We start from the raw sequence: 23,914 nt of genomic DNA, 5'->3' as shown, positions 1-23,914 counted from the left end.
TTGTTTAATGCCATAGCTGAAAGACGGAGCTAGCAGTTATACCAATTCTCATTGTTGGCAAGTCAAATAAGAAACATTCAAAATTGTTTGATTGTGGAAGTGGAAAGAGAAGTAATAAATTTGCATACACTTGCCCTTTTTTACAGTTAATCTAGTTTATAGAACTACTCGTGGTAATCCAAATAAGATTTTTTCTCATAATCAAGTTATAGTAAACGGGGAAAATTTTTCGCATCTAAAAAATTTTAGATTTAGGATTGAAATTAATAAGTGGAGTGATTATGTAATGCATGTATTAGTAAAAGGAGGTACAACATGAGTAATATAGTTCATTTAAATAAAAACAATAATCGTGATAATTTTAGTGTAAGAGGGTTACAAAGAGCCGTTGATGACATATTTGATAGCTTCTTTACAGGATGGAACCCAGAGCTTTCTAAAAGAGGCAGTAGCCTACTACCAGTTTGTGACCTTTATGAAACAAAGGAAAGCTATTGCCTATCATTAGAGTTACCAGGTATTCCTAAAGAAAGCATAGACATTAGTATATCTGGCGATAACTTAATAGTGAAGGGTGAAAAAACATGTGATAATGAATCAAAAGATAAGCAGTTTTACCACAAAGAAAGGTACTATGGTTCTTTCTATAGATCTATTCAACTTCCAACAAATGTAGAGCAAGATAAGGTATCTGCCAACTTTTTAGATGGGGTATTGCATGTAACCATACCTAAATCAGAGAAACACATCAAGAAAATTGATGTAAAGTAATCAGTAAGTAATAGCAGGCTTCTGACCTTGAGGCTTGCTATTTTAATATCTGTTCAGCAGAGTGGCAAAATAAGGTAAACGAGAAAAGACAACTAAATGAGTGTCATGAAAGTAGCTGATGCTGGCTCCCTTATGAAGGTGTCATCTTAGCACCCAGACACTGATTTTTTAATTGAAAATGTTGTCTTGTTTGTGATAAATTTTGCTCGATGCCAGTGTCGAGCACTGGCATGACATTATAGAAGCTGGAATTACAGTACTTGAATGACAATATTTGCTGTGTAATTTACCTTAAAAAATGAATATTCCTACAACTACGTGTAAGCTACTTTCATGACACTCATTTAGTTGTCTTTTTTGCCACTTTACTGAACAGATATGTAAAATATTAACTTAGCAATACAAAAAATTATCTATAGATTAGACACACCATTAGATCTTATGCATAGTCATTTTTTAATTCCATAGCTGAGACGGAGCCTGCTCCCCTTATCATGAAACTGAAGTCTATATGGTACCACAGTATAATGATATAATAAAATATGAAAAAAATACCAATAAAAAAAAGGCAAAAAAAGCCCGTATTAACTTTAACAATTTAAAATGATTTAATGTGAAAACCATAGGCGCCAATTGTTTTTTTAACTTAAAAATAAAAGTCAAGTATCAGGAATTCTAGACATAAACCCTCCTATATGAATAAAGAGCTAGCAAAAATAAACTTATATATTTTTTGCTGAAATTTGATTATTTGGTGAAAAAACCTGCAGGTGAAGATAGATTTTGGATCCTAAAAAATCTTCATTCTCCACTATAATGAAGCTACTAGAGTCTGTCAAGCAATTTTTTATTTAAATTGCTTGCAATCTTTTTATACACTCATCTTTACCAAGAATTACCATGATATCGATGATTCCAGGCGCATCCATTATTCCAGTTATTGGAGCGCGTAATGAGTGGTATATATCGCTCATTTTTATATTATGTAATTTTGAAAATTCCTTAATCTGAGAAGATAAAAAATTCTTATTCCAATCTTCACTACCTACACTCGAAAGAAATGATGCAAGTAACTTAATTACATTGAGGTTAGATTTGACAATTTGCTGAGCTTCTTCACTAAAATCAACTTGAATATAAAATTTTGCTAAGTCCAATAATTCGGTCAAATAGTTTGCTCTTTTTTTCAGCTCTGTCAGTCCCTGCAGTAAATAGCTCTTTTTTTTGTCAGTTAGAGTATTTTCTCTAAGCATTAGAGTCAGAATATCTTCATTGCTCATATTACTAATATAGTGGTTATTCAAATGCTCCAGTTTTTTGAAATCGAGCCGTGCAGGTGAGCGACCGATGCTTTCTAAATTAAACCACTCTATTGCTTGCTCATCGCTAATAATCTCATCGTTGCCATGACTCCAGCCAAGTCTTAGCAAGTAATTACGCATTGCCTGTGGCAATATTCCCATCTTTTCATAATCGCAAACACTTGTTGCACCATGCCTTTTAGATAACTTATTCCCGTCTTCTCCATGAATAAGCGGTACGTGTGCAAAGCGTGGGACATCAAAATCAAGAGCTTGGTATATTAGTAATTGCTTGAAGGTATTAGTGAGATGATCAGAGCCACGTATAATATCGGTTATTCCAGCATCATGGTCATCAACCACTACAGCAAAAATATATGTTGGAGTATTGTCAGAGCGCAAGATTACTATGTCATCAAGCTGGTCGCTACTTATTGTAACTTGGCCGTATATTTTATCGTCAACAACAATATCTTCTGAGTCTGGCACTTTGAAGCGAACAACAGGCTCTGCATTTGATGTTGAATGAGTACACTTATGCTTATATATTTTTCCTTCTTCCCTTGCTCTTATTTTCTTCTCCGCAACTTCATTCTCGGGGCAGTAACAATGATACGCCCTACCCTTTTCAACTAAAAGATTTGCAACTTCAATATGTCTAGCTATTCTTCTCGATTGGTATATTATTTCTCCATCATAGTTTATTCCAAGCCATTTTAACCCATCTATTATTGCATCAATTGCTTCCTGTGTTGAACGTTTTCTGTCGGTATCCTCAATCCTTAGCAAAAACTCCCCACCATGACGCTTTGCATAGAGCCAATTAAATAACGCAGTACGAGCTCCTCCAATATGTAAAAATCCTGTTGGTGATGGAGCGAATCTAGTGACTATACCTGGCATATTTGTCTATTGTGATAACGTAACCGATGATAACTAAAATTTGTACTTGCAACAACGTGGAACTATAGTAAATTTGAAAGATCAATTTACATTTATTTTTAACAAACTGCATTGTATAATTTAATATTAGTGAATGCAGTGAGGTGTATATATGGATAATTTATTTGAAATTGCAAGAGGAGTTGTAAAAGAAGAGGATGAAAATAAATTTATTGAAGCTTGCAGGAAAAGAGTTGCTTGTGTAGCTAAGCATAGAATTGATGAAAATGGAAACCCATTTCATATAGCAGCAAGTAAAGGGTTTCTATTATCTGCGTTACAGGGGATCATAAAGTATTTAGAAAAAGATACTGAGAGCAAAGTCAAGAAAGCAAAAGAAGCTAAAGATTGGGAAAAAGTAAAAAGATTAGAAAAGGAATTTAAGAATAACAAGAAATATATTAAGGAAGCACTCCTCGATAAAAGCTATATTAAGGATGAAGGGAAGAAGGCAGTATCACCCCTTTATTTCTTGGACCCTGCAGAGCGGAAAGAAGTTAAGCAAATTGCAGATATAAAATGTGGCTTTATATGTAATAAGAAGTTTCATATATGCTTATATATAGTAGGAGCTATAGTGTGTGCTACCGCTATGTGTGTATCTTTGTATCTTCTATTTTCGGCTTCTCAATCTCTTGCATTGGCTTCAATAGCAACAATAGCTTCTGGAGGATCTTCATATCTGTTATTTAAGGCATGTAATGAAGTATATGGCCTCTATAACGAAAGTACTATAGTGACAGATCCTGATGTTATGCAACTTTTAGATAGTGGTTTAGCCCCAGTGTGAAGTATTTGCAGGTAGTAATATAGAAATTTACTTTCTTAACTTAAGAAAGTATACTTATAAGATGATAAGAAAGAAGTATAGTAAGATTTTAGTAGCGAACAGAGGGGAGATTGCCTGCAGAATAATCAAAACTGCGCACAAGATGGGCATATCTTGTGTGTCTGTGTACTCAGATGCAGATGCAAATTCTGTGCATGTAAAGCAAGCAGATGAGTCAAGGCACATTGGCCCTTCGCCTGCTTATCTTAGTTACTTAAATATCGAAAAAATATGCGAAGTAGCAGTTGAAACAGGTGCCGAGGCGGTTCATCCTGGCTATGGGTTTTTAGCAGAAAATCCAGATTTTCCCCGTGCTCTGGAAAAACATAACATAGATTTCATTGGTCCAAGTGCAGAAACAATAGAAGTTACAGCCAATAAAATAACGGCAAAAGAAGAGGCAAGAAAAGCTGGAGTAAATGTAGTGCCAGGATATATGGGTAAGATCGAAGATGCTGCCCACGCAGCCATCGTTGCTGAAGAGATTGGTTTTCCCGTTATGCTCAAAGCTGCATCAGGTGGTGGTGGCAAAGGAATGCGAATTGTATATTCCAAAAAAGAAATTGAACTAGCATTTACATCAGCAACAAATGAAGCAGAGAAAAGTTTTAAAGATGGCAGTATTTTTATAGAGAAATATATAGAGCTGCCAAGACACATTGAAATACAAATCATAGCAGATAAATACGGCAATATAGTGTGTCTTGGGGAGAGAGAGTGCTCGGTACAGAGGAATAACCAGAAAATAATAGAAGAAACACCAAGCCCATTTATTAGTGAAGAAGTAAGACAAAAAATGTATGCTCAATGTGTTTCTTTGGCAAAGCAAGTTGATTATTTTTCAGCAGGTACTGTCGAGTTTGTTGTAGATAAGAACCAAAACTTCTATTTTCTTGAGGTAAATACGAGATTACAAGTTGAGCATCCAGTAACAGAATTTGTCACTGGAATAGATATAGTGGAAGAGATGATCAGAATTTCTTGCGGAGAAAAATTAAGATTTGGTCAGAATGATATTAAACTTATTGGCTCTGCAATAGAAAGCAGAATTTGCGCTGAAGATCCATCAAAGAGATTTTTTCCTTCCAGCGGAAGAATCAAATATTACGACAAACCAGATGATGTAAGAATAGATGATGGAGTAGCTAGCGGTTCAGAAATCAGCATGTTCTACGACTCAATGATTGCAAAAATTATAACCTATGGAAAAGATAGAATAGAAGCAATCAGCAGAATGCAAAAAGCATTGTCTAAATGTTATATAGAAGGAGTAACAAATAATATAGAATTTCTAGAATCCATCTTCCATAATCCAAATTTTATTGCAGCAAAGCTCCACACAAGATTCATTCCAAATCATTATCCTGGTGGGTTTCAAGGCGATCTTATTACAGAAGAATATATTAAAATATTTATCTTTACTGCACTGTATGTTCACTTAGAAAATGAGGGAAAGTATTACAGTAAGTCAACAGACGAAGCATTCATAGTGAAAATAGATGACAATGAGTACTCCGTAAATGCAAAGTATCAAGATAACACATTAACAACAGTATATAACCACAATAAATACTCCGTGGTGGGTAAGTGGAAATCAAGTTACAGATTACTATATATCACAATTAATGATGATACCAATATAGCACTTAAAATAGAAAGGCAAGGCAGCAAATACTTTATAAGACACGCAGGTATGAAAGCTAAATGTTGTGTATTGAAACCTCATGTAGCTGAACTAAGCAAATTAATGCTAAACAACAAAACAGAAGGGATTTCAGTAGACGCTGTAAAATCTCCAATATCCGGTTTATTGGTTAAATTACACGTCAATGCTGGAGATCAGGTAGAGGTAGGACAACCTCTATTTGTTGTAGAGGCAATGAAAATGGAAAATATAATATGTGCTGAATCAGAAATGGTGATAAAAAATATCCCTGTTAAAGAAGGAAAAAATATACATGCTGGTGATTTGGTATTAGATCTGGTTTCTTAAATAACATAAGCAGTATAAACTTGACCCGAATAAGATAAACGAAAACATTTGATGGGCTATAGCAATGGCCATTGGTATATGCAGCAACAAAGTTACTACTCCTAAAATTACCTGAATGATGACGGAGAGTAGCATAATATATACTGGTTTTACACTGGCATTTTTTATTGTGAGTATTGCTGTCAGAACTAATATCAGCAATGCCAATGCCCGGTGTATGAATTGCACTGTTACTCTATTTTCAAAGATATTTAGCCAAGCAGGCTGTAAGTAAAATAAATCTTCCGGAACAATTTGTCCATCCATCAGTGGAAAGGTATTGTAAATTAAACCAGCATTTAGCCCTGCAACAAATGCACCGAAGATTATTTGTACTGTCACTAGGATTAAAATTATCCATATGTAACATGTACTAACCTTAAGTTTAGTTTGCCTTGGTTTGATTTGGTAATCAAAAAATTGATATGACAATAATGCAAAGATAACCAACGCAAGCAGTAAGTGAAGTGCGAGCTTATAGTGACTAACATGAGGATTGACTACCAAACCGCTTTTTACCATATACCAACCAGCAAAAGCTTGTAAAATTCCAAATAATAGTGCTGTAGATAACCTTATTACTGCATTTTTAGGTATTCTTTTTTTTAGTGTAAAGTATATAAACGGTAAAATAAAAACTAAACCTGTCAGCCTTGCAATTAACCTGTGCACATATTCTATTAAGTATATGGTGCGAAACTCTTCCATACTCATACCATAATTAAATGCTTTATATTCAGGTGTAGCTTCATATTTTGATTTTTCTTTTAGCCAGTCTTGTTCACTCAGCGGTGGCAATGTTCCGGTAATTGGTTTCCATTCCGTGATTGACAATCCTGCTTTTGAAAGTCTGGTAAATCCACCAATTCCCACCATGCAAATCACCATGAGAGAGCAGAGAAAAAGCCAAATAGCTACAGGTTTTGCTTCCATAATCCATGCTGAGTTTTATTCCATTGCTGAGGGTGAATAACAAATTCCCACAAAGCGAGAAAAGCTGCAACGCTATGTAGTAGACTATAGACGGGAAAAAATATTGATACTATATAAAAATAAAAAGGCATTTTTTGTTGTCTGATAGCTATTATCAAAAAAATCAAGTTAATACCGTATACTATTATAAAATAATATAAGAATAATTCATTCAAAATTTGAGTCAGCACCAATGAAAGTAACAAAAAAGGAGTCGTGAAAAATATAAAAGCTGAGGAACCAACAAAAAGGTTTAATAGCAAAACTCCCTTAAGCCCAGTGTGCTTAAAAAGTAATTTTATATTTTTTAAATGAACGATATAAGTTTGCATATAACCTTTAATCCAGCGTGCTCTTTGTTTGATCCAAGCAAACACAGTAGTTGGTGATTCTTCCAATGTTTCTGAATCAATAATCCTGGTTTTATATCCCATTTGCGCAAGTCTCAAACCAAGGTCAGCGTCTTCAGTGACATTGTAAGCATCCCAAAAAAGCACTTTCTTTAAAATTTCCACTGAAAAATGGTTACTGCTACCACCCAAAGGTATTGGCATGTTCATTTTTTGAAATCCAGGCAAAAAATATTGAAACCAGTTCATATACTCGAGAGAAAAGAATTTTGTAAGAAAATTGCAACCAAAGTTATAGTAATTTAATTTCGCCTGTACACAAGCCAACTTTTCGTCGCCCTTATTAAATTCAATTAGTGCTTTTTTTAACTGCAACGGATCTGGCTTGTCATCTGCATCATATATTACCACATACTTTCCTCTAGCAAAGCTCATAGCATAATTGCATGACTTAGCTTTTGTTCTAGGCAGAGAATGAGGCACTTTTATTACTTCAAAATACTGTGGTAAAGTGCATTTTTCTATAGCTGCCAACATTTCTTGATCATCGCTCTCTATCACAAGCTTTACATCTAATTTTGATTTTGGATAATCCAAACTTTCAATGCTCTTAATCAATTGCTTTATAACCGCATTCTCTTTAAAAGCAGGCAATAAAATAGTATATATAGGTTCATTCATCTTATCATAATCTGCTTTTTGGTTAGAAATTTTACGCAAGCCAAAAATTTTAGTTACAAATTTGAATAAAGAACTAGAACATCCGATTATAAATATCAACACCAAAGCAAAATATGCATATTTTTTTGTCAGTGTTAAAGTCGAAATCATAACAAAGAAAGAGGAAAAAAAGATTGAACTGAGCCTAATGCTTTTAGCTGAAAAATTAGGATTCTTATAATATAAGTAGTTACTTGCGAATTCTGAAATACCAAAGTGTGAGTTAAGAAGATTTAAAATCTGTTTGCTATCTACTTTTATCAATACATATTCAATACCGTAATGAGATTCGACCCAAAGGTTGATATCTTGGCTTATGTCTTCAACCATAAAAAAAGTAGTATCATTTAATTTTTGCCAAGGAATTATATTAAACCTATAGTAGAAAAGTTTCTCTTGTTCTTTGCATAAACTAGAATCAAATTTAATTTTTTCTACATTATCAGTTTGAAGTACAGGCATTAAACTTAATGCAACTTTTTGCTCAAGTCACGTGAAAACGAAGATATAACCTCACTACTACGCTTATCATCTTTACGTTCATGCATTATTTTTTTTACAGCATCAGCAGCTATACTCGCTGTGTTAGCTTGTAAATCCCCAAGAGCTTTTTCAACTTGGTCAGTAACTTTCTTCAAATTAGAATGGGCATTTTCATCTAACGTTTGATCGAGTTGCTGTCTATTATGCTTAATAATACTATTAGCCTTATCAAGTGCTTCATTCATCATTTTGTTAACTTCTGCATCTAATTTTTTGTATTTTTCAGAAGATTTTTTGTAATACTCCAACATATCTTTTCTGAATTTTTCAGTTTCTTCACTTGAAAACTTGCTTTTGTTACGTTTATTGTTAAGCGCGTTTTTTATTACCTTCCTTAGCAATTTATATGAGAGGATAAAACCTACTAAAAAAGCAAGGCTTATAACTAGTAATGTAGACATAAAAACCCTAAAATTCTTTTGACACCAAGTCAGCAACAAATTCCTCTTCAATCTCAGAATTAGTTAACTTAGTATAGTAAATCAAAGCAATACTAGTAGCCATTTGTTTTAATTCACTAATATACTTAGATTTAAATTGTACTACCTTTTCTTCAACAAGTTTAATCATCTTCTTGTCTTCCTCTTCCAATATATCCTTAACATTCGCTCTCATTTCTTCTACTTGAGCAAATGCATCATCTATGATTTTTTTTGCCCGTACTCTAGCTTGATTTAAAGCTGCATTATACTTGGCAATTTGCTCTTCTGTAAGTCTTAAAAGGTGAATAGAACTATTAAATGAATCTAACACTTCTTTACTTCTAGTGCTTATTATTTCATCTAACTTCGGTAAAAACAAACAACTCACTACAAAAAAAAGTGAAGAGAAAAAAATTAAAAACCAAAAAATTTGAGAAGAGAAAGTTGAAACATCAAGCTGTGGCATCTGTTAAGCAGCAAATATTAATAACATTGCAAGTACAAACGCAAGCAACCCCATGATTTCAACCATGGCAGCACCAATATAAACGTAACTTTTCATTTTACCTTCTGACTCAGGATTTCTCGCAATCCCATTTAACATAGCAGAGAAGATATTAGCTATACCTAAACCAGCACCGAGCATTCCAAATACAGCCAAACCAATTGCTATAAATTTTAAAGCCACTAAATCCATATATTACCTTTAACTATTTCTTTATAATATAATTGTAAAATATTCTGCAAGGAAGTCAATTACTTTACTGCATCTGACAAATATACACATGTTAATATAGTAAATATATAAGCTTGCAAAACTGCAACAAATACTTCAAATCCTATTAGTGCAATTATAAACAAAAAAGGTGCAGGTGTAAAAAATATGTTCATATTTATGACGAATCCTGCTATCACTTTGATGATTGTATGACCCGCAATCATATTTGCTGCAAGCCTTATTGATAAACTAATCGGTCTTACTAAATAAGCAAATAATTTAATAATGATGATTATAGGTGCAAGCCACGAAGGAGTTCCTTTTGGTAGCAATATGCGTAAAAATTCTACTCCTCTTTCTTTAAACCCAACAATCGTTATATAAGTAAAAACCACCATTGATAAAGCGAAGGTAACTATCACATGACTTGTAACTGTGAAACTATAAGGAAGAACACCAACTAAATTACACGATAAAATGAAAATAAATACTGTAAATATCAAAGGAATGTGCTCCAAACCTTTGCTTCCAGTGTTACTTTCTATTATTGAAACAACAAAATCATATACATATTCAACTGCAGCTTGCAAATATCCTGGTATTACTGCACCTTTTCTTATTCCAAGGAGCAAAAACAGTACCATTAATACCACCGAGATCATCATAAAAAGAGATGAGTTGGTAATGTTTATGTCATACCCAAATAATTTTGGTAGTTCTATTATTGTATATACTTTAAATTGTTCTAGCGGATTTAACGCCATCTTGATTTATATACTTAAACTATAATAGTAAGTAAAATATAGATTTTATAGGGTAAAGTCAAGAATTAAGATAGAAGATCCATGCCATTATGGCATAAATATATCAACAAAGTATGTGATTAGAATGCTAATTATAGCCAGCGTTCTATTTAAAAATTCACTAATCTTATTAAGTTACTTAACATCTTGACTTAACATCTTATTTTAACTATAATTTAATTTTAATATGAGGCAATTATGAACGAAATAGATTTTACTAATCCACCTTTAAATTTAGAACAGGAATGTGGTAACGGGTACATCAAGTTTACAGATTATTCTTCTAACTCAGACACTGGTCTTTTCCACATGGCAGGTGAAATGCTAAATGAAAGCCATGATGTTATAGGAAATTTCACTGGTGATGCTTACATTTATAATTTCCATATAGATGATCACAATATGAACATTCAACTCTGCATGGAAATGGACTGCAAAGGTGATATAAAGAAAATTCTTTCTTTGTAGAAAAAGTAGGCTTCTCCTTCGTTTTTTACAATTAGAGAAGCTACTCACTACAACAAGCTTTAAAATCATTATATTTTACATTACAATAACTTTTTTATTTTCTGTTAAATAAATGAAGTTCACATTATCTTGGTTATTAGAGTACTTAGAAACCAATGCTAGTTTAGAGGAAATTATTGATAAATTAACTCACATAGGGTTGGAAGTAGAGAATGTGATCGACAATTCCAGATTGGCCGGGTTTGTTGTTGCAGAAGTATTAGAAGTCGCACCTCATCCAAATGCTGATAAATTAAAATTATGTAAAGTAAATGATGGAAGTAAAGTTCTGCAGATAGTCTGCGGAGCAAAAAATGTTAAAGAAGGCATGAAGACTGTACTTGCATCTCTTGGTAGCACATTGCCAGAAAGCAACTTTACAATTAAGCCTACAAAAATAAGAGGAGTGCTAAGTGAAGGGATGCTCTGCTCTGCCTCTGAGCTTTCGCTGACTCAAGATGAAAGTGAAGGAATAATCGAGCTTTCTGATGATTATAAAACAGGAGATAAATTTTTCAATTGCGATCCTGTAATTGACATAAACATCACTCCAAACCGTGGAGATTGCTTAGGTGTTTATGGAATAGCACGTGATCTAGCAGCAACTGGAATTGGAACGTTAAAGACTTTAATCATTCCACAACTTACCGCTTCTATGAACTCACTAATAAACGTCAAAGTCATCGATGGGGAGAGTTTTATTAGTGGAGTATATATCACTAATGTAAAAAATAAAGAGAGTCCAAAATGGCTAAAAGATAAATTGGAATCGATAGGAATGCGCTCCATTTCTGCAATAGTTGATATTACTAATTACATTATGATATCTTTCGGGCGCCCGATGCACGCGTATGATGCAAAAAAAATAGAAGGAGAGCTCATAGTACGCAAAGCAAATGACGAAGAAAAATTTATTGGTTTAAATGATAAAGAGTACTTATTAAACAAAGACATAAGCGTTATTTCTGATGATAAAAATGTTCATGGAATTGCTGGAATTATGGGCAGCAAGTATAGCGAATGTACACTTGAAACTACTGATATCTTTTTAGAGTCTGCTTGGTTTGACCCCATCTCCATCACTAAATCTTCAAGGCAGCTAGGCATCTCCACAGACTCAAGTTACAGATTTGCACGTTCAATTGACCCTGAATTTACCCTTGATGGACTCAATCTTGCAGCCAAAATGATTTTGGATTTATGTGGCGGAGAAGTGTCAAGCATAGTGTCTGCTGGCAATTTGAATAAGGCTTATACCAAGATAAATTTTGATTATCAGAATGCAAACAAACTTGGAAGTGTATCTGCATCACCTAATGAGGTATTCGATATTTTAACAAAGCTAGGGTTTAGTATCGATAAAAAAACCGAAGGTAATTGGAATATACAAGTACCAAGCTGGAGACCGGACGTAACCATACCTGCTGACTTAGTTGAAGAGGTAGTAAGAATATACGGCTATGATAAAATAAAGGAAGAGCAACTAGCAGAAGACGTTACAGTAGAAGAAGAGACACAAGATGATTTGCGCATTTTAATGACAAGCAGAGGGTTTCATGAAGTGATAACTTGGTCTTTTATGAGTGAATCAACAGCTGAAAAGTTTGGTTACTTGAATAAGTTATTCATTATCGATAATCCATTTAATAATAACTTCAATATAATGAGGCCAAGTGTCATACCAAATTTGTTGCAAGTCACTGCAGATAATATTGCTCACGGGATATCTGATCTCGCAATTTTTGAAATTGGACCAATTTATAATGGTGAGGCTCAGTCTAAGTACGTTTTAAGTGGAATTAGATCAGGAAATAATTCGCCGAAAAACCACTATAACACTGATAGGAAAATAGATATTTTTGACGCAAAGGCTGACCTCATAACAGCTTTGGAACTTTTTAATGTCAATTGTGATAATTTAGCAATAGAGAGAGCAGAAAAAGAATATTATCACCCAGGAAAATCAGGCTCCTTATCTTTTAGAAGTAAAATAGTTGGTTATTTTGGAGAATTGCATCCGAGTATATTGGATTTTTTTAACATCAAACAAAAAATTGTAGGCTTTGAGTTGATATTAGAAAATATCGAAAATTTACCTATAAGTAGAAAAAAATTTATCGATTATAAATATCAAAGTGTAAAACGCGACTTTGCATTTATTGTAAATAAAGATGTAGCAGCAGGCAGTATAATCAATATGGTGAAAAAAAGCTCAGAGCTCATCACAGAAGTTTTGATATTTGATGTATATCATGGAAACAATATAGAATCGAATAAGATGTCTATAGCATTTTCAGTTACTTTCTGCTCTCCAACTCACACTTTAACTGAAGAGGAAATCCAAAAAGAATCAAATATGATAGTCAACTTAGTGTGTGAAAATACTGAAGGAACTTTGAGAGCTCATCATTAAGCCGTAATCGCCGTTTCCTGATTTTGCTGTGTCACGTTTACTTCATCCAATTTATTTCCTATCTTGAATTCAATATCCTTGAAAAACCTATCCCACATTCCATGCAAATGCTCTTCTACTTTAGGCCATACATCATTTTTAAATGTCGTTCCATCATCAGAAAATAAATTACCCAAAAAAACTCCTACTTCCTCATAACTTGATTGAAAATGTTGAAGAAATGTTTCTACTTCCTTATGAGTATCATGTGCCACACTCAACGCTTTTCCTTCTGTGCTCTTATCCCCACGCATTGCAACGGCAAGACCTGTTTGAATATATCCCAAGCCTGTCCTAATAGCTTTTATAGGCTGCAGCCATGAACTCTTATCACTTTTTGGTACATTATTTACTATATTTTCCACCAACCTATTTATTAAAGGAGACAATAAATCTTGACAAAAATGTTTGATATTGTCTTTTGTCTTAATCACAGGACTTTTTATGCACTTTTCTGCCAAATAGTACTCAAGTTCTGCTCTCTCTAGTAACTTCTTAATTGCTTCTTCGTTAAAAGTTTCATGCTCGAACTCCTTCAGTAAATCATCTTCTATTATTGCAAATTTTATTTTTTCACGAGATTCTAGTTCTTCTCTATAATCATTTATTGTTTTTTCATTTATCAATAATCCTTTTTCTTCCAATTTCAACTGTTCTAATGTTTTTAGAATTTCTTTGTTATTTTCTAAGTGCTTCTGTACTAGCTTTGTATTTGGATGCTTTTCTCCTCTTCTCTCTTGCTCATCTTTTAAGTACTTATTTAAATCCTTACTCCCTTCTATTATTTTTCTCAATAGCATAGGTTTTTCAGGTCTTTTTAAGTATTTTTCAATTCTCACTCGATGTGAATTAATCTTTTCTACTAGATCTGGTGCCTCCCTTTCTAATAACTTACATGAATTCTCTATACCCTTTGCTTGACCTCTAAATAAATTTAGCATTTTACATTTCGTTATTTCTAAATACACCTTTTCTACAAAGTCATTCACTTCATCTAAAGCTTCTTCACTTAAAGAAGCTTTTATCTTGTTTTCTAAATTTACAAACTGCTCCTCTATCAGGCTTAATATACCTAATCGGCTTAACTTATCTTTGGCTTTTCTCATTACTGATTTTACTAGCCTTTGCTTAACCTCTTGATTATCATACTCGAACTTAAAAAGACCTTCTAATCTTCTTTTTAAATTATCCTCCGCTAAGCTATTCTTTTTTGCATGTATCCTAATATATCTTTCCTGTCCTTCTTTTTTTAAACACTCAATCTCTCTTTTAGTGTTATCTAGAGCTTTCTTTGTTTCTTTAGGGTACATATCTTCATAAGTATTAATTATTGTCCTTTCAGCTATTTTCCCTTCTTTTATAAGCTGTTTCCATTTTGCTTTAAATACAGGAAGTGCATCATCACTTATATCATCTACTTTCATAAGGGACTCTAGCCGATCATCTTCATCAGTCAAATTAAGTAACTCCTTTATTTTTAGTTCTTTCAAATCTTTGATTATCACTTCTTTCTCATTTGGTAATTCCTTACCTTGACTTTCTAATTTCTGTTTCACTAAAGTATTTTTTAGCTCATCCTCCAGTGAAAAATCTTTTCCCCGTCTATTTTGCTGAAACTTAATTGCTTGTATAAAAGCAACTTGATAAGCATTTTCTATTAAGTGAGTTGTCAACTTAGAATCTATGCTACTCACCACTTTCAGCCTGAATTTACTCAATAATTCCTTCAGTTTATCATGTGTAATATCTTTCTTTTCTAGATTCACCAGCTCTTCCATAGTTCTTGCGCATTCTTGAATCGAAGTTGCAAGCACATTCTTGATTTCACTATGTAAGGGCTTAAGACCATTTTTTAAATTGATGTTAGTTGACAATTTCAGTACGATATTGCGCTCTGAATCCGGCGTTACACTAAACCACTGATTATTTTCATTATCGCATAAATCTCTAAGTAATTGTTTAAATTGCGGTGGAAACTTTATTTCCATATCATATTCAATGCTTGGCTCAGGAACTTCTGTTTCATGAAAAGATACCTCAATATTGTGGTGCTTATTAGAATACTGCCCCGTACTTATTTTAAGAACAGTAACTAAAGAATGGACTAACTCTCTATTTAAAAGATAAAAAGTAGCCAAAGCAACTGTTGCAGGAATAACTAAGGCTGTTAGCACAGCCACATTAACAAAAATTGCTATTGCAGCAAGAACGCCATATGCCAATCTTTTTGGCACACCTGTTTCACTCTTTTTTATCTTATCTTCCACTACACCTTCTTGTGTCTTGCTGTCTGCTTTAAATCTACTATATATGACTAACCCCATTGCAGTAAAAGCAATATAAGGAAGCATTAAAACTGACAGAGCTAAATTTAATACTTTCTTCTCTGGGCAAGCTCTGTTTATCTCTTTCAATATTTCGCTTGACATATTATACCAAGAGGTAAAAAAGTCAGAGTCATAATCCTTATAATGGAATATACTGAGCGGAACATTAAAAGCAGCTATTTGTTTAATTAACCAATCCTGCTTACTTACAGCATCAAAAAACTCTTCTTCCTCTTCTGAATTAGCAAGACCTAAATCATTCCCTTCTTCTACATTAGAAACATCTTCCATAGCATCAAAAAACTCTTCTTCCTCTTCCAAAGCAACATTGGAAATAGATTCTACTTTACCTGAACCATCACTGTTGTTATTTAAATCAATAACTTCTCTATGACCATCTGCAACAACTTGATTCATATCACCACCCTACTTAAGGTAATTTAAGTATAGCATAAACATTACTAACTTTGCAACTTTATTAACTTAATACCAACTGTCAAACCTTGGTATTCCTTAGAATAGAAATCGGCCTCGATCTCTTTATTAGTGTCCAAAGATAAGGCAAGGGTCTGCTCTTTTATATACTCATCCCACCTGTTTATTGCCTCTTTAACTTTCTCATCTTCTGCTTTGATTATTACTCTGATTCTATCTGATATATGGAAATCAGCCTGCTTTCTAGTTTCTTGAATAAGCCTCACAACATCTCTTGCGAGTCCTTCTAGAATTAGTTCGTCATTGAGCTCAGTGCTCAGAATAACAACCCCTTTATTGTCATCAAATACAGAAGAATATTCACTGTTTGCTTTTAACAATAGTTCATATTCACCTTTTTCTATAGTATAGTTCTCTGTTTCATCCCCCAGAAATATTTGCTCATTCTCAATTTGCTTCCACTTTTCTTCTTTGACATATTGAACTAGTTTCTTGATTTTATCTGGAATCTTCTTACCAAGTAGCGGAAAATTTAGTTTTAGCTCTAGTGACGCAACTTCTTTCAACTCACTTACTATTTCTAGTTCTTTTACATTCACCTCATCTCTTATTATCTCTTGATATTCATTTTCAAGGAAATCGCAGGAAGACCTATGATAAATGGTCATACTGCCAAGTGGCTGCCTGATGCGCATGTTAAACGTATTTCTGATGGATAATGCAGAGTTACATATCTCTCTTACCAAATCCATCTTGGCAATGAGTTCACTGTCATATCTATCTGATTGTGGAAAATCAGCCAAATGAACAGATGTTTCTTTGTACTCAAGCCCTTGCCATATAGTCTCTGTTATGAGTGGCAACAAAGGAGCTGCAGCCCGTAGTATGTAATAAAAAACTGTGTATAGAACATTATAAGCATCAGTTTTGTCTTGATCTAAATCATTTTTCCAAAAACGCTCACGACTACGACGAATATACCAATTATTTAACACTTCAAAGAAATTCATCAGGGTTTTACAAGCCTCTTGGGAATTATAGTTGTTCATAGAAGCTTGTATACTTTCCACAGCTTCAAAACATTTGGAAATCATGTAGCGATCAATGGTACTCTGATAATCTTTACAAACCTCAGCTCTAATTCCATCTGCATTTGCATACATGGTAAAAAAGTGATAACTATTCCAAATAGGTTTTATTACGTCCTTCAGAATATCTCGTATCGATTTTCCTTCTTTGTCGAGTAGTAAATTACCACCGCAAACAATGGAACCAGATAGCATAAGAAAACGCAGCGCATCAGAACCACATTTGTCAAAAACCTCCATTGGATCTGCATAATTATTTAAACGCTTGGATAATTTCTGACCTTTCACATCAAGAACCACACCGTGGCATATGCAATTCTTAAATGGCTCACTATCAAATAAAGCAGTGGAAAGCACAAAAAGCGTATAGAACCATCCTCTTGTTTGTGCTATATATTCAGTGATAAAATCCGCAGGGAAATTTTTCTCGAACCATTCTTTATTTTCAAACGGATAGTGAACTTGCGCGAACGGCATCGAGCCAGACTCAAACCAACAATCAAACACATCAGGCACACGACGCATAACTGATTTTCCTGTTGGATCATCAGGATTTGGTCTTATCAAAGTATCGATAAATGGTCTGTGCAAGTCATCTATTTTAACATTAAAATCTCGCTCTAGTTCTGCTATTGAGCCATACACATCCACTCTTGGATATTTTGCATCATCTGATTTCCACACAGGAATTGGCGTACCCCAAAATCGATTGCGTGAAATAGACCAGTCGTGCGCTCCTTCAAGCCATTTTCCAAATTGACCATCTCTAATATGATTCGGCATCCAATTAACTCTCTTATTTAGCTCTGTCATTCTTCCCTTAAACTTTGTCACAGCAACATACCAAGAAGGCATAGTGCGGTAGATTAAAGGAGTGTCAGTTCTCCAGCAGTGTGGATAATTGTGAATATATTGCTCAGTTTTAAACCAGCTCCCCTGCCTTTTTAATTTCTTGATTACTGTATCATTGGCATCAAAAACATGAACTCCTGCCAAATCTGAAACTTCAGTAGTAAATTTTCCAGCGTTATCAACTGGACAAACAGCTCGAATATCATGGCTTTGGCAAAGGTAAAAATCTTCTTCACCAAATCCAGGAGCAGTGTGCACAACACCAGTACCATCTTCTCCTGTAACATAATCAGCAATGAAAACACGGAACGCATTCTTTGTATCTTTAAAGTAATCAAACAGTGGTTTATAGGAAAGACCTGCAAGATCACTCGCTTTAAGTTTTGTATTACAGTTTTCATATTGAATATTGCTTTGTTCACAGTGGCTGACAAATTTCTCTAAATAACTTTCAGCAAAGATGCAGACTTCACCATTTACTAACACCATACAATACTCAATATCCTCCCCTACTGCCAGTGCAAGATTGCTCGGCAACGTCCAAGGCGTTGTAGTCCAAGCAAGTAATCTACATTTTTGTTTAAATTGCTTTGGATTTTCTAAAAGTTCAAAAGCAACAGTTACAGCTTTGCTAATTTTTTCTCTATATGCATTATCAAGCCTTGTTTCAAAATTAGAGAGTGGAGTTTCACACGCCCAGCTATAGGGAACAACGCGTATTGATTCATACACCAGACCTTTATCATAAAGCTGCTTAAATGCCCACATGACCGACTCCATGAATGACTTATCCATAGTCTTATAGTCATTGTGAAAATCTACCCATCTTGCTTGTCTATTTACATACTTCTCCCATTCTGATGAAAATTTCATCACAGAAGTACGGCAATTATTATTAAATTTTTCAATGCCAAATTTCTCTATCTCAGTTCTACCAGATATTCTAAGTTCCTTTTCCGCGCCCATCTCAGCCGGTAGCCCATGGCAATCCCAACCAAATCTGCGTTCAACCCTTTTTTGCAGCATAGTTTGATATCTTGCAAATGCATCTTTTATAAAACCAGTAAGCAAGTGTCCGTAATGCGGAAGTCCATTTGCAAACGGAGGCCCATCATAAAATACAAAACAATGATCCTTGGAACGTTTCTCGACTGACTGCTCAAAAATTTTATTTTCCTGCCAAAATTTTATGATTTCCTTTTCTAGCAATGAAAAATCAGGACTGCTGCTTGTATCAGGATAATACTTCATATTCATTTTAACTGGATAAAATCAAAGAATATAGAGCTTTCTGGAAAATTACAAATCCAAAAACTCTGTTTCTATAAACATTGATAGGTATTGACATTATTATACAGCATATTAATAAATCAGACTTATTTACTTAAGTTAAAGATGAATAAAGACAATAACAGTTGGCCTTATCAGAAATTTCACGATGCTAACAAAAATAATAGTAAAAGCAGCGTTATTTGGAGATCGCTTTCTTATGAATATAATAATTCTGGAAAGGTTGAAAAAGTACACTATCAGTGGGAAAAGAAAAAAAATCCCGCAAATCTATTATATCAAGTCTCATATGATTGCGTAACAGAGAGTTGTAGTCCCTTAAGGATTAAATCTAGATAGCTTATAAACTTATAAAAACACACAAAGTGCTTCTACATGAGAGCATAGGAGCACTTTTCTCTAATTAGGCAGCGCATCCCAACAAACTATTTTGCCGAGCTTCCAATATCCTTACATTTACTATTTTATCTTTGTATTTGTCGTCAGGATCATCAACGCATACTGATTGCATGTATGGGCTTTTACCAATAATTTGATTTTGGTGTTTACCTTTTTTATCACTGAATAGAACAGGAATAGTTTTTCCTATCATACTCTGATTAAATTCAAGTTGTTGCTTGCTAATTAATTCCTGTAAACGAAGAAGACGCTCTGTTTTAACCTCTTCTGGTACTTGATCTTTTCTTTCCGCCCCTGGCGTTCCTGGCCTTGGGCTATATTTAAAACTATAAGCCTGAGCGTACTTTACTTTTTCTACTAACTTCATAGTTTCTTCAAAATCTTTTTCAGTTTCTCCAGGAAACCCAACAATAAAATCAGAAGAAAATTCGATTTCAGGTTTCAATTTGCGCAATCTGTCTATTATTTCCAAATACTCCTCTGCAGTGTGTTTCCTGTTCATTGCATGCAATATTTTATTCGAACCTGACTGCACAGGTAGGTGAACAAACGGCATGAGTTTTGATTCCTCCGCATGTACCAAGTAGAGAGATTCGTGCATATCTCTTGGATGAGAAGTTGTGTAGCGGATTCTTTCTAGCTTTTCAATTTTAGCAATGTGACTAATTAATTTTCCTAAATCCCACACCTCTCCTTCGCACTCTCCATGATAAGCATTAACATTTTGACCGAGCAAATTGATTTCCCTTGCCCCATTTGCAACTAACTTCAATGTTTCACGGAATATTTCATTTACTGGTCGTGAATACTCAGCCCCGCGTGTATATGGTACCACACAAAACGTACAAAATTTATCACAACCTTCTTGTATGGCAAGAAACGCAGAAGACCCCTGGCTATTGCCATAGCATTCATCTGGCAATTTATCAAACTTCGCAACTTCTGGAAAATCAGTATTTATTACATGACCTTTACTTCTGCTTGCTTTGACTATCAGCTCCGGTAAAACAGCGATACTCTGCGGACCAACAACAATATCAACAAAAGGAGCCCTTCTGAACACTTCTTCTCCCTCTGCTTGCGCTACACATCCAGCCACCACTATGGTCATTTCCTTATTTTTTTGTGATGAATGGATTCTTCCAAGCTCTGAGTAAAGCTTTTCTGCTGCCTTTTCTCTAATATGACAAGTATTTAATATCACCAAATCAGCTTGTTCTGCATCACTAACAACGTTGAACCCTAAAGGCTTAACTATATTCTCCATTAAAATGGAGTCATAAACGTTCATCTGACAGCCGTAAGTTTTAATATATAGGCCTTTCATATTTAAAATTCTTCACACAAATTCTAGCAAATTATACGAAAAACTGAATTCTAGTACAACAGCCAATAAAGATTGCTTGACAAACCTTCTCGCTTTCCTTACTCTGACAGTAGGGGTATTTTAAGAGCTCAAAAATCTATCTCAGTCTGCAGACTTTTCAGTCAATTTTTCAAAAAAAACGTAGTGTATCTTCTTCAGCACGTGTTCAAATTCTGTTGTATATGCGCTGCATTTTCTTTCTAATTTTTCAGGAGGATTTTATGTCCAGAATTCCAGATACTTAACCTTTATTCTTAAGCTAAAAACCGATTGGTACCTATGGTTTTTATAAAGAAAGTGCAAAAAATACTTTAAAGAATATGAAATAAAGGTAGAAAAGGTTTGAGTAACCAAAAACTGTTTCCAGGCATAAATTTGTTATGTATACCAAAAAGTAATTACACTAATATAATATTCACACTCATATTCTAATATAGATATAATACTAATTAAAGAGCATGTTATGCAAGAAGAAGTATCAGATTTTACAGATGCTCTTTGTCAAAATAAATGTGATTCCTTTCGAGTGACACTCTCCTATATCTTTCTTTAGGTTATACAGAAGTCTAACACAATTATAGAACAAACGTAAAAGTTCTGGTAAAGTAGTTTTATTTACAAAAAATATGCTACTTGATATTGAAAAATGCAGCATAACAAATGCACTGTGGAAGTTACAAGAAGCAGATCAAAGGGAGATTTTTACTCTTATACAGAGATTTGAGTTGCCAGAAATATTAGCAAGAATATTAGTTGCTCGTGGTGTTAACATAGAAAATGCACATGACTTCTTACACCCACTAATCAGATCGCTATTACCAGATCCCTTTCACCTCCTTGATATGGATAAAGCTGTTTCTCACATAGTAAAAGCAATAAACAATAATGAGAATATTGCAATATTTGGTGATTACGATGTTGATGGTGCAACGTCATCAGCATTGATTAATAGGTACCTAAGAGCGATTGGGACACACTCTATAATCTATATTCCAGATCGTGTTGATGAGGGCTATGGATTGAACACAGATGCTTTATTACAACTTAAAAAGAATGGTATTGATTTATGTATTTCTGTTGATTGCGGTACGCTTGCATATCAACCAATAGAAGATGCAAAAGTCTTTGGACTTGATATTATAGTTGTCGACCATCACCTTGGAACAGAAAAATTACCAAGTGCTGTAGCAGTTGTTAATCCCAACCGCCTTGATGAGAGCTCTCCTTATAATAACTTAGCAGCAGTTGGAGTGTCATTTCTGCTAATTGTTGCTCTTAACAGAATCCTACGTGAGCAAGGATTTTTTACCAACAAAAAAGAACCAGATTTATTTGATCTACTGGATTTGGTTGCTCTTGGAACTGTTTGCGATGTTATGCAGATTACAGGCCTAAATAGGGCTTTTGTTTTACAAGGATTAAAAGTTATGTCAGCAAGAAAAAATGTTGGCTTACGTGTTTTGTTTGACGCTTTGGGAATCCTTGAAAAACCAAGTGTTTCACGATTAGGGTTTAGTATTGGGCCATGTATAAATGCCGGAGGAAGAATTGGAGAAGCATCGCTCGGTGCAAGGTTGCTTTCCACCGATGATGATGATGATGCACATTCAATCGCGCTAAAACTAATAGATTTGAATAATGCAAGAAAAATGCTAGAAAATGAGGCTATTTTGGAAGCCACAACACAAGCGGAAAATTTTGCCCACTTAGGTGTAAATTTTATAATGGTAAGTGGTAATTGGCACCAGGGAATAATTGGTATCATTGCATCAAGACTAAAAGAGCAGTTTCACTTACCAACGATAGTGATATCTTTAAACAATGGAATAGGAAAAGCAAGCTGCAGATCAATTTCTGGGGTAGATATTGGTGCTGCGGTTCTTTCTGCAAAATTTACCAACCTAATCATTGAAGGTGGTGGTCACAGTATGGCAGCAGGATTTTCGATTAAGGAAGATAAAATAAGTGATCTACATGATTTCTTTACTGAAAGATTTGCAAACTCTACAAATGACAAAATCATAAAAGCTGATGGTATAGTAACAGCTAAAGCAATAAACTTATCCCTTTGGAATCAACTGCAGCGCTTAGAGCCATTTGGAGCTGGCAATCCTGAACCGAGATTCATCATTCAAGGAGCAAAGATAAGAAAGCCGGAAGTTATAGGAGTTGACCATATAAAATGTTTTATTGCTGACGATAATGTTATGGTCAAAGCTATTGCGTTTCGCTGTGCAAATACTGAGCTTGGCTCTGCTATTATGCAGGGTAATGTTAAAGCCATTTTGGGTAAAATCTCTATGAATTACTGGAATGGCAATGAATTTGTGCAGTTTTTAATAGAGGATGTATTGACCATTAGTTGATTTACTATTTTACAATAATTACCTATCAATCTCACCAAAGACTATGTCGAGTGAACCGATAATTGCTGCAATGTCAGCAAGCATGTGTCCTTTTGCCATGAAATCTAAGGCCTGTAAATGCGCAAAGCCAGGTGCTCTTATTCGACATCTATAAGGTCTATTGGTACCATCTGAAACTATATATACTCCAAACTCGCCTTTTGGCGCTTCAACAGCCACATAAGCCTCACCTTCTGGCACATGATATCCTTCTGAATAAAGCTTAAAATGATGAATCATAGCCTCCATGGATTCTTTCATTTCTGCTCTTGGCGGTGGAGAAATTTTTCTATCTTCAGTTTTTATTGGCCCTTCAGGCATTTTCTCTATGCATTGCTTCACCAAGCTAACAGACTGCCTAATCTCTGCCATTCTTACTAAATAACGATC

At 34.3% G+C, this 23,914-nt stretch carries 19 protein-coding genes; 8 read left to right on the top strand and 11 right to left on the bottom strand.

Going from position 1 to position 23,914, the window contains the following annotated elements; translation table 11 throughout:
* Nucleotides 1-130 precede the first annotated feature (130 nt).
* Together ACJ5GX_RS05445 and ACJ5GX_RS05440 are read left to right on the top strand one after the other, a co-directional pair.
* A complete protein-coding gene (locus ACJ5GX_RS05445; protein ID WP_006014948.1) occupies nucleotides 131-319 on the top strand; it encodes a hypothetical protein in 189 nt (62 codons plus the stop codon).
* Nucleotides 316-771 carry an Hsp20/alpha crystallin family protein gene (locus ACJ5GX_RS05440; protein WP_007302039.1) on the top strand — a complete coding sequence of 152 codons (456 nt, stop codon included), beginning with the start codon at nucleotides 316-318 and terminating at the stop codon, nucleotides 769-771. The genes ACJ5GX_RS05445 and ACJ5GX_RS05440 overlap by 4 nt, the downstream gene beginning before the upstream one ends.
* An 851-nt stretch (nucleotides 772-1,622) precedes the next feature.
* Here the strand turns inward: ACJ5GX_RS05440 and gltX are convergent.
* Nucleotides 1,623-2,975, bottom strand: a complete 1,353-nt coding sequence (gene gltX / locus ACJ5GX_RS05435; RefSeq protein WP_017532143.1) for a glutamate--tRNA ligase — start codon at nucleotides 2,973-2,975, stop codon at nucleotides 1,623-1,625.
* A gap of 151 nt (nucleotides 2,976-3,126) precedes the next feature.
* On the opposite strand from gltX, the gene ACJ5GX_RS05430 reads away from it, so the two are divergent.
* Together ACJ5GX_RS05430 and ACJ5GX_RS05425 are read left to right on the top strand one after the other, a co-directional pair.
* The gene (locus ACJ5GX_RS05430; protein WP_017532144.1) at nucleotides 3,127-3,804 is read left to right on the top strand and encodes a hypothetical protein; all 678 of its coding nucleotides are present in this window, start codon (nucleotides 3,127-3,129) and stop codon (nucleotides 3,802-3,804) included.
* A 61-nt stretch (nucleotides 3,805-3,865) separates the two neighbouring features.
* Nucleotides 3,866-5,836, top strand: coding sequence for an acetyl-CoA carboxylase biotin carboxylase subunit (locus ACJ5GX_RS05425; RefSeq protein WP_096097194.1), 1,971 nt, complete (start codon nucleotides 3,866-3,868; stop codon nucleotides 5,834-5,836).
* Here ACJ5GX_RS05425 and ACJ5GX_RS05420 read toward each other — a convergent pair.
* Genes ACJ5GX_RS05420 through ACJ5GX_RS05395 form a run of 6 tightly spaced genes read right to left on the bottom strand, consistent with a single transcriptional unit; the run spans nucleotide 5,819 to nucleotide 10,364 of the window.
* The gene (locus ACJ5GX_RS05420; RefSeq protein WP_052264899.1) at nucleotides 5,819-6,808 is read right to left on the bottom strand and encodes a COX15/CtaA family protein; all 990 of its coding nucleotides are present in this window, start codon (nucleotides 6,806-6,808) and stop codon (nucleotides 5,819-5,821) included. The two genes, ACJ5GX_RS05425 and ACJ5GX_RS05420, sit on opposite strands and share 18 nt — an antisense overlap.
* Entirely contained in the window at nucleotides 6,790-8,379 is a 1,590-nt protein-coding gene (locus ACJ5GX_RS05415) for a glycosyltransferase family 2 protein (RefSeq protein WP_052264898.1), read from the bottom strand. Before ACJ5GX_RS05415 ends, ACJ5GX_RS05420 begins: the two co-directional genes overlap by 19 nt.
* Nucleotides 8,380-8,384: 5 nt before the next feature.
* Nucleotides 8,385-8,861 carry a F0F1 ATP synthase subunit B gene (locus ACJ5GX_RS05410; protein WP_052264897.1) on the bottom strand — a complete coding sequence of 159 codons (477 nt, stop codon included), beginning with the start codon at nucleotides 8,859-8,861 and terminating at the stop codon, nucleotides 8,385-8,387.
* A gap of 7 nt (nucleotides 8,862-8,868) precedes the next feature.
* A complete protein-coding gene (locus tag ACJ5GX_RS05405) occupies nucleotides 8,869-9,348 on the bottom strand; it encodes a F0F1 ATP synthase subunit B family protein (protein ID WP_007302046.1) in 480 nt (159 codons plus the stop codon).
* Nucleotides 9,349-9,351: 3 nt separating this feature from the next.
* Nucleotides 9,352-9,579: a F0F1 ATP synthase subunit C gene (locus ACJ5GX_RS05400; protein ID WP_006014985.1), complete on the bottom strand. Its 228-nt coding sequence runs from the start codon at nucleotides 9,577-9,579 to the stop codon at nucleotides 9,352-9,354.
* A gap of 59 nt (nucleotides 9,580-9,638) precedes the next feature.
* Nucleotides 9,639-10,364, bottom strand: a complete 726-nt coding sequence (locus ACJ5GX_RS05395; protein WP_495292782.1) for a F0F1 ATP synthase subunit A — start codon at nucleotides 10,362-10,364, stop codon at nucleotides 9,639-9,641.
* Between the two features lie 237 nt (nucleotides 10,365-10,601).
* On the opposite strand from ACJ5GX_RS05395, the gene ACJ5GX_RS05390 reads away from it, so the two are divergent.
* Together ACJ5GX_RS05390 and pheT are read left to right on the top strand one after the other, a co-directional pair.
* Entirely contained in the window at nucleotides 10,602-10,871 is a 270-nt protein-coding gene (locus ACJ5GX_RS05390) for a hypothetical protein (RefSeq protein ID WP_010402566.1), read from the top strand.
* Between the two features lie 112 nt (nucleotides 10,872-10,983).
* Nucleotides 10,984-13,323: a phenylalanine--tRNA ligase subunit beta gene (gene pheT, locus ACJ5GX_RS05385; protein WP_052264921.1), complete on the top strand. Its 2,340-nt coding sequence runs from the start codon at nucleotides 10,984-10,986 to the stop codon at nucleotides 13,321-13,323.
* Here pheT and ACJ5GX_RS05380 read toward each other — a convergent pair.
* Both ACJ5GX_RS05380 and ileS read right to left on the bottom strand, forming a co-directional pair.
* Entirely contained in the window at nucleotides 13,320-16,106 is a 2,787-nt protein-coding gene (locus ACJ5GX_RS05380) for a hypothetical protein (protein ID WP_230608988.1), read from the bottom strand. The two genes, pheT and ACJ5GX_RS05380, sit on opposite strands and share 4 nt — an antisense overlap.
* Nucleotides 16,107-16,150: 44 nt before the next feature.
* Entirely contained in the window at nucleotides 16,151-19,321 is a 3,171-nt protein-coding gene (gene ileS / locus ACJ5GX_RS05375) for an isoleucine--tRNA ligase (protein ID WP_052264815.1), read from the bottom strand.
* Nucleotides 19,322-19,459: 138 nt separating this feature from the next.
* Between ileS and ACJ5GX_RS05370 the strand changes: the two genes are divergently transcribed.
* Nucleotides 19,460-19,693: a hypothetical protein gene (locus tag ACJ5GX_RS05370; RefSeq protein WP_010402600.1), complete on the top strand. Its 234-nt coding sequence runs from the start codon at nucleotides 19,460-19,462 to the stop codon at nucleotides 19,691-19,693.
* 64 nt (nucleotides 19,694-19,757) lie between these two features.
* Here ACJ5GX_RS05370 and miaB read toward each other — a convergent pair whose 3' ends face one another.
* Nucleotides 19,758-21,080 carry a tRNA (N6-isopentenyl adenosine(37)-C2)-methylthiotransferase MiaB gene (gene miaB / locus ACJ5GX_RS05365; protein ID WP_052264814.1) on the bottom strand — a complete coding sequence of 441 codons (1,323 nt, stop codon included), beginning with the start codon at nucleotides 21,078-21,080 and terminating at the stop codon, nucleotides 19,758-19,760.
* A 665-nt stretch (nucleotides 21,081-21,745) separates the two neighbouring features.
* On the opposite strand from miaB, the gene recJ reads away from it, so the two are divergent.
* Nucleotides 21,746-23,485: a single-stranded-DNA-specific exonuclease RecJ gene (recJ, locus tag ACJ5GX_RS05360; protein WP_052264813.1), complete on the top strand. Its 1,740-nt coding sequence runs from the start codon at nucleotides 21,746-21,748 to the stop codon at nucleotides 23,483-23,485.
* An 18-nt stretch (nucleotides 23,486-23,503) separates the two neighbouring features.
* On the opposite strand, the gene ACJ5GX_RS05355 is transcribed toward recJ, so the two are convergent.
* Nucleotides 23,504-23,914, bottom strand: a 411-nt coding sequence (locus ACJ5GX_RS05355; protein WP_495292781.1) for an NADH-quinone oxidoreductase subunit D-related protein, incomplete at its 5' end; no start/stop codon positions are given.

It is taken from the genome of Wolbachia endosymbiont of Tuta absoluta (genome assembly GCF_059414725.1).
Note: the sequence above shows the minus strand (reverse complement) of the source record. Positions and strands in the feature narration are given on the sequence as shown.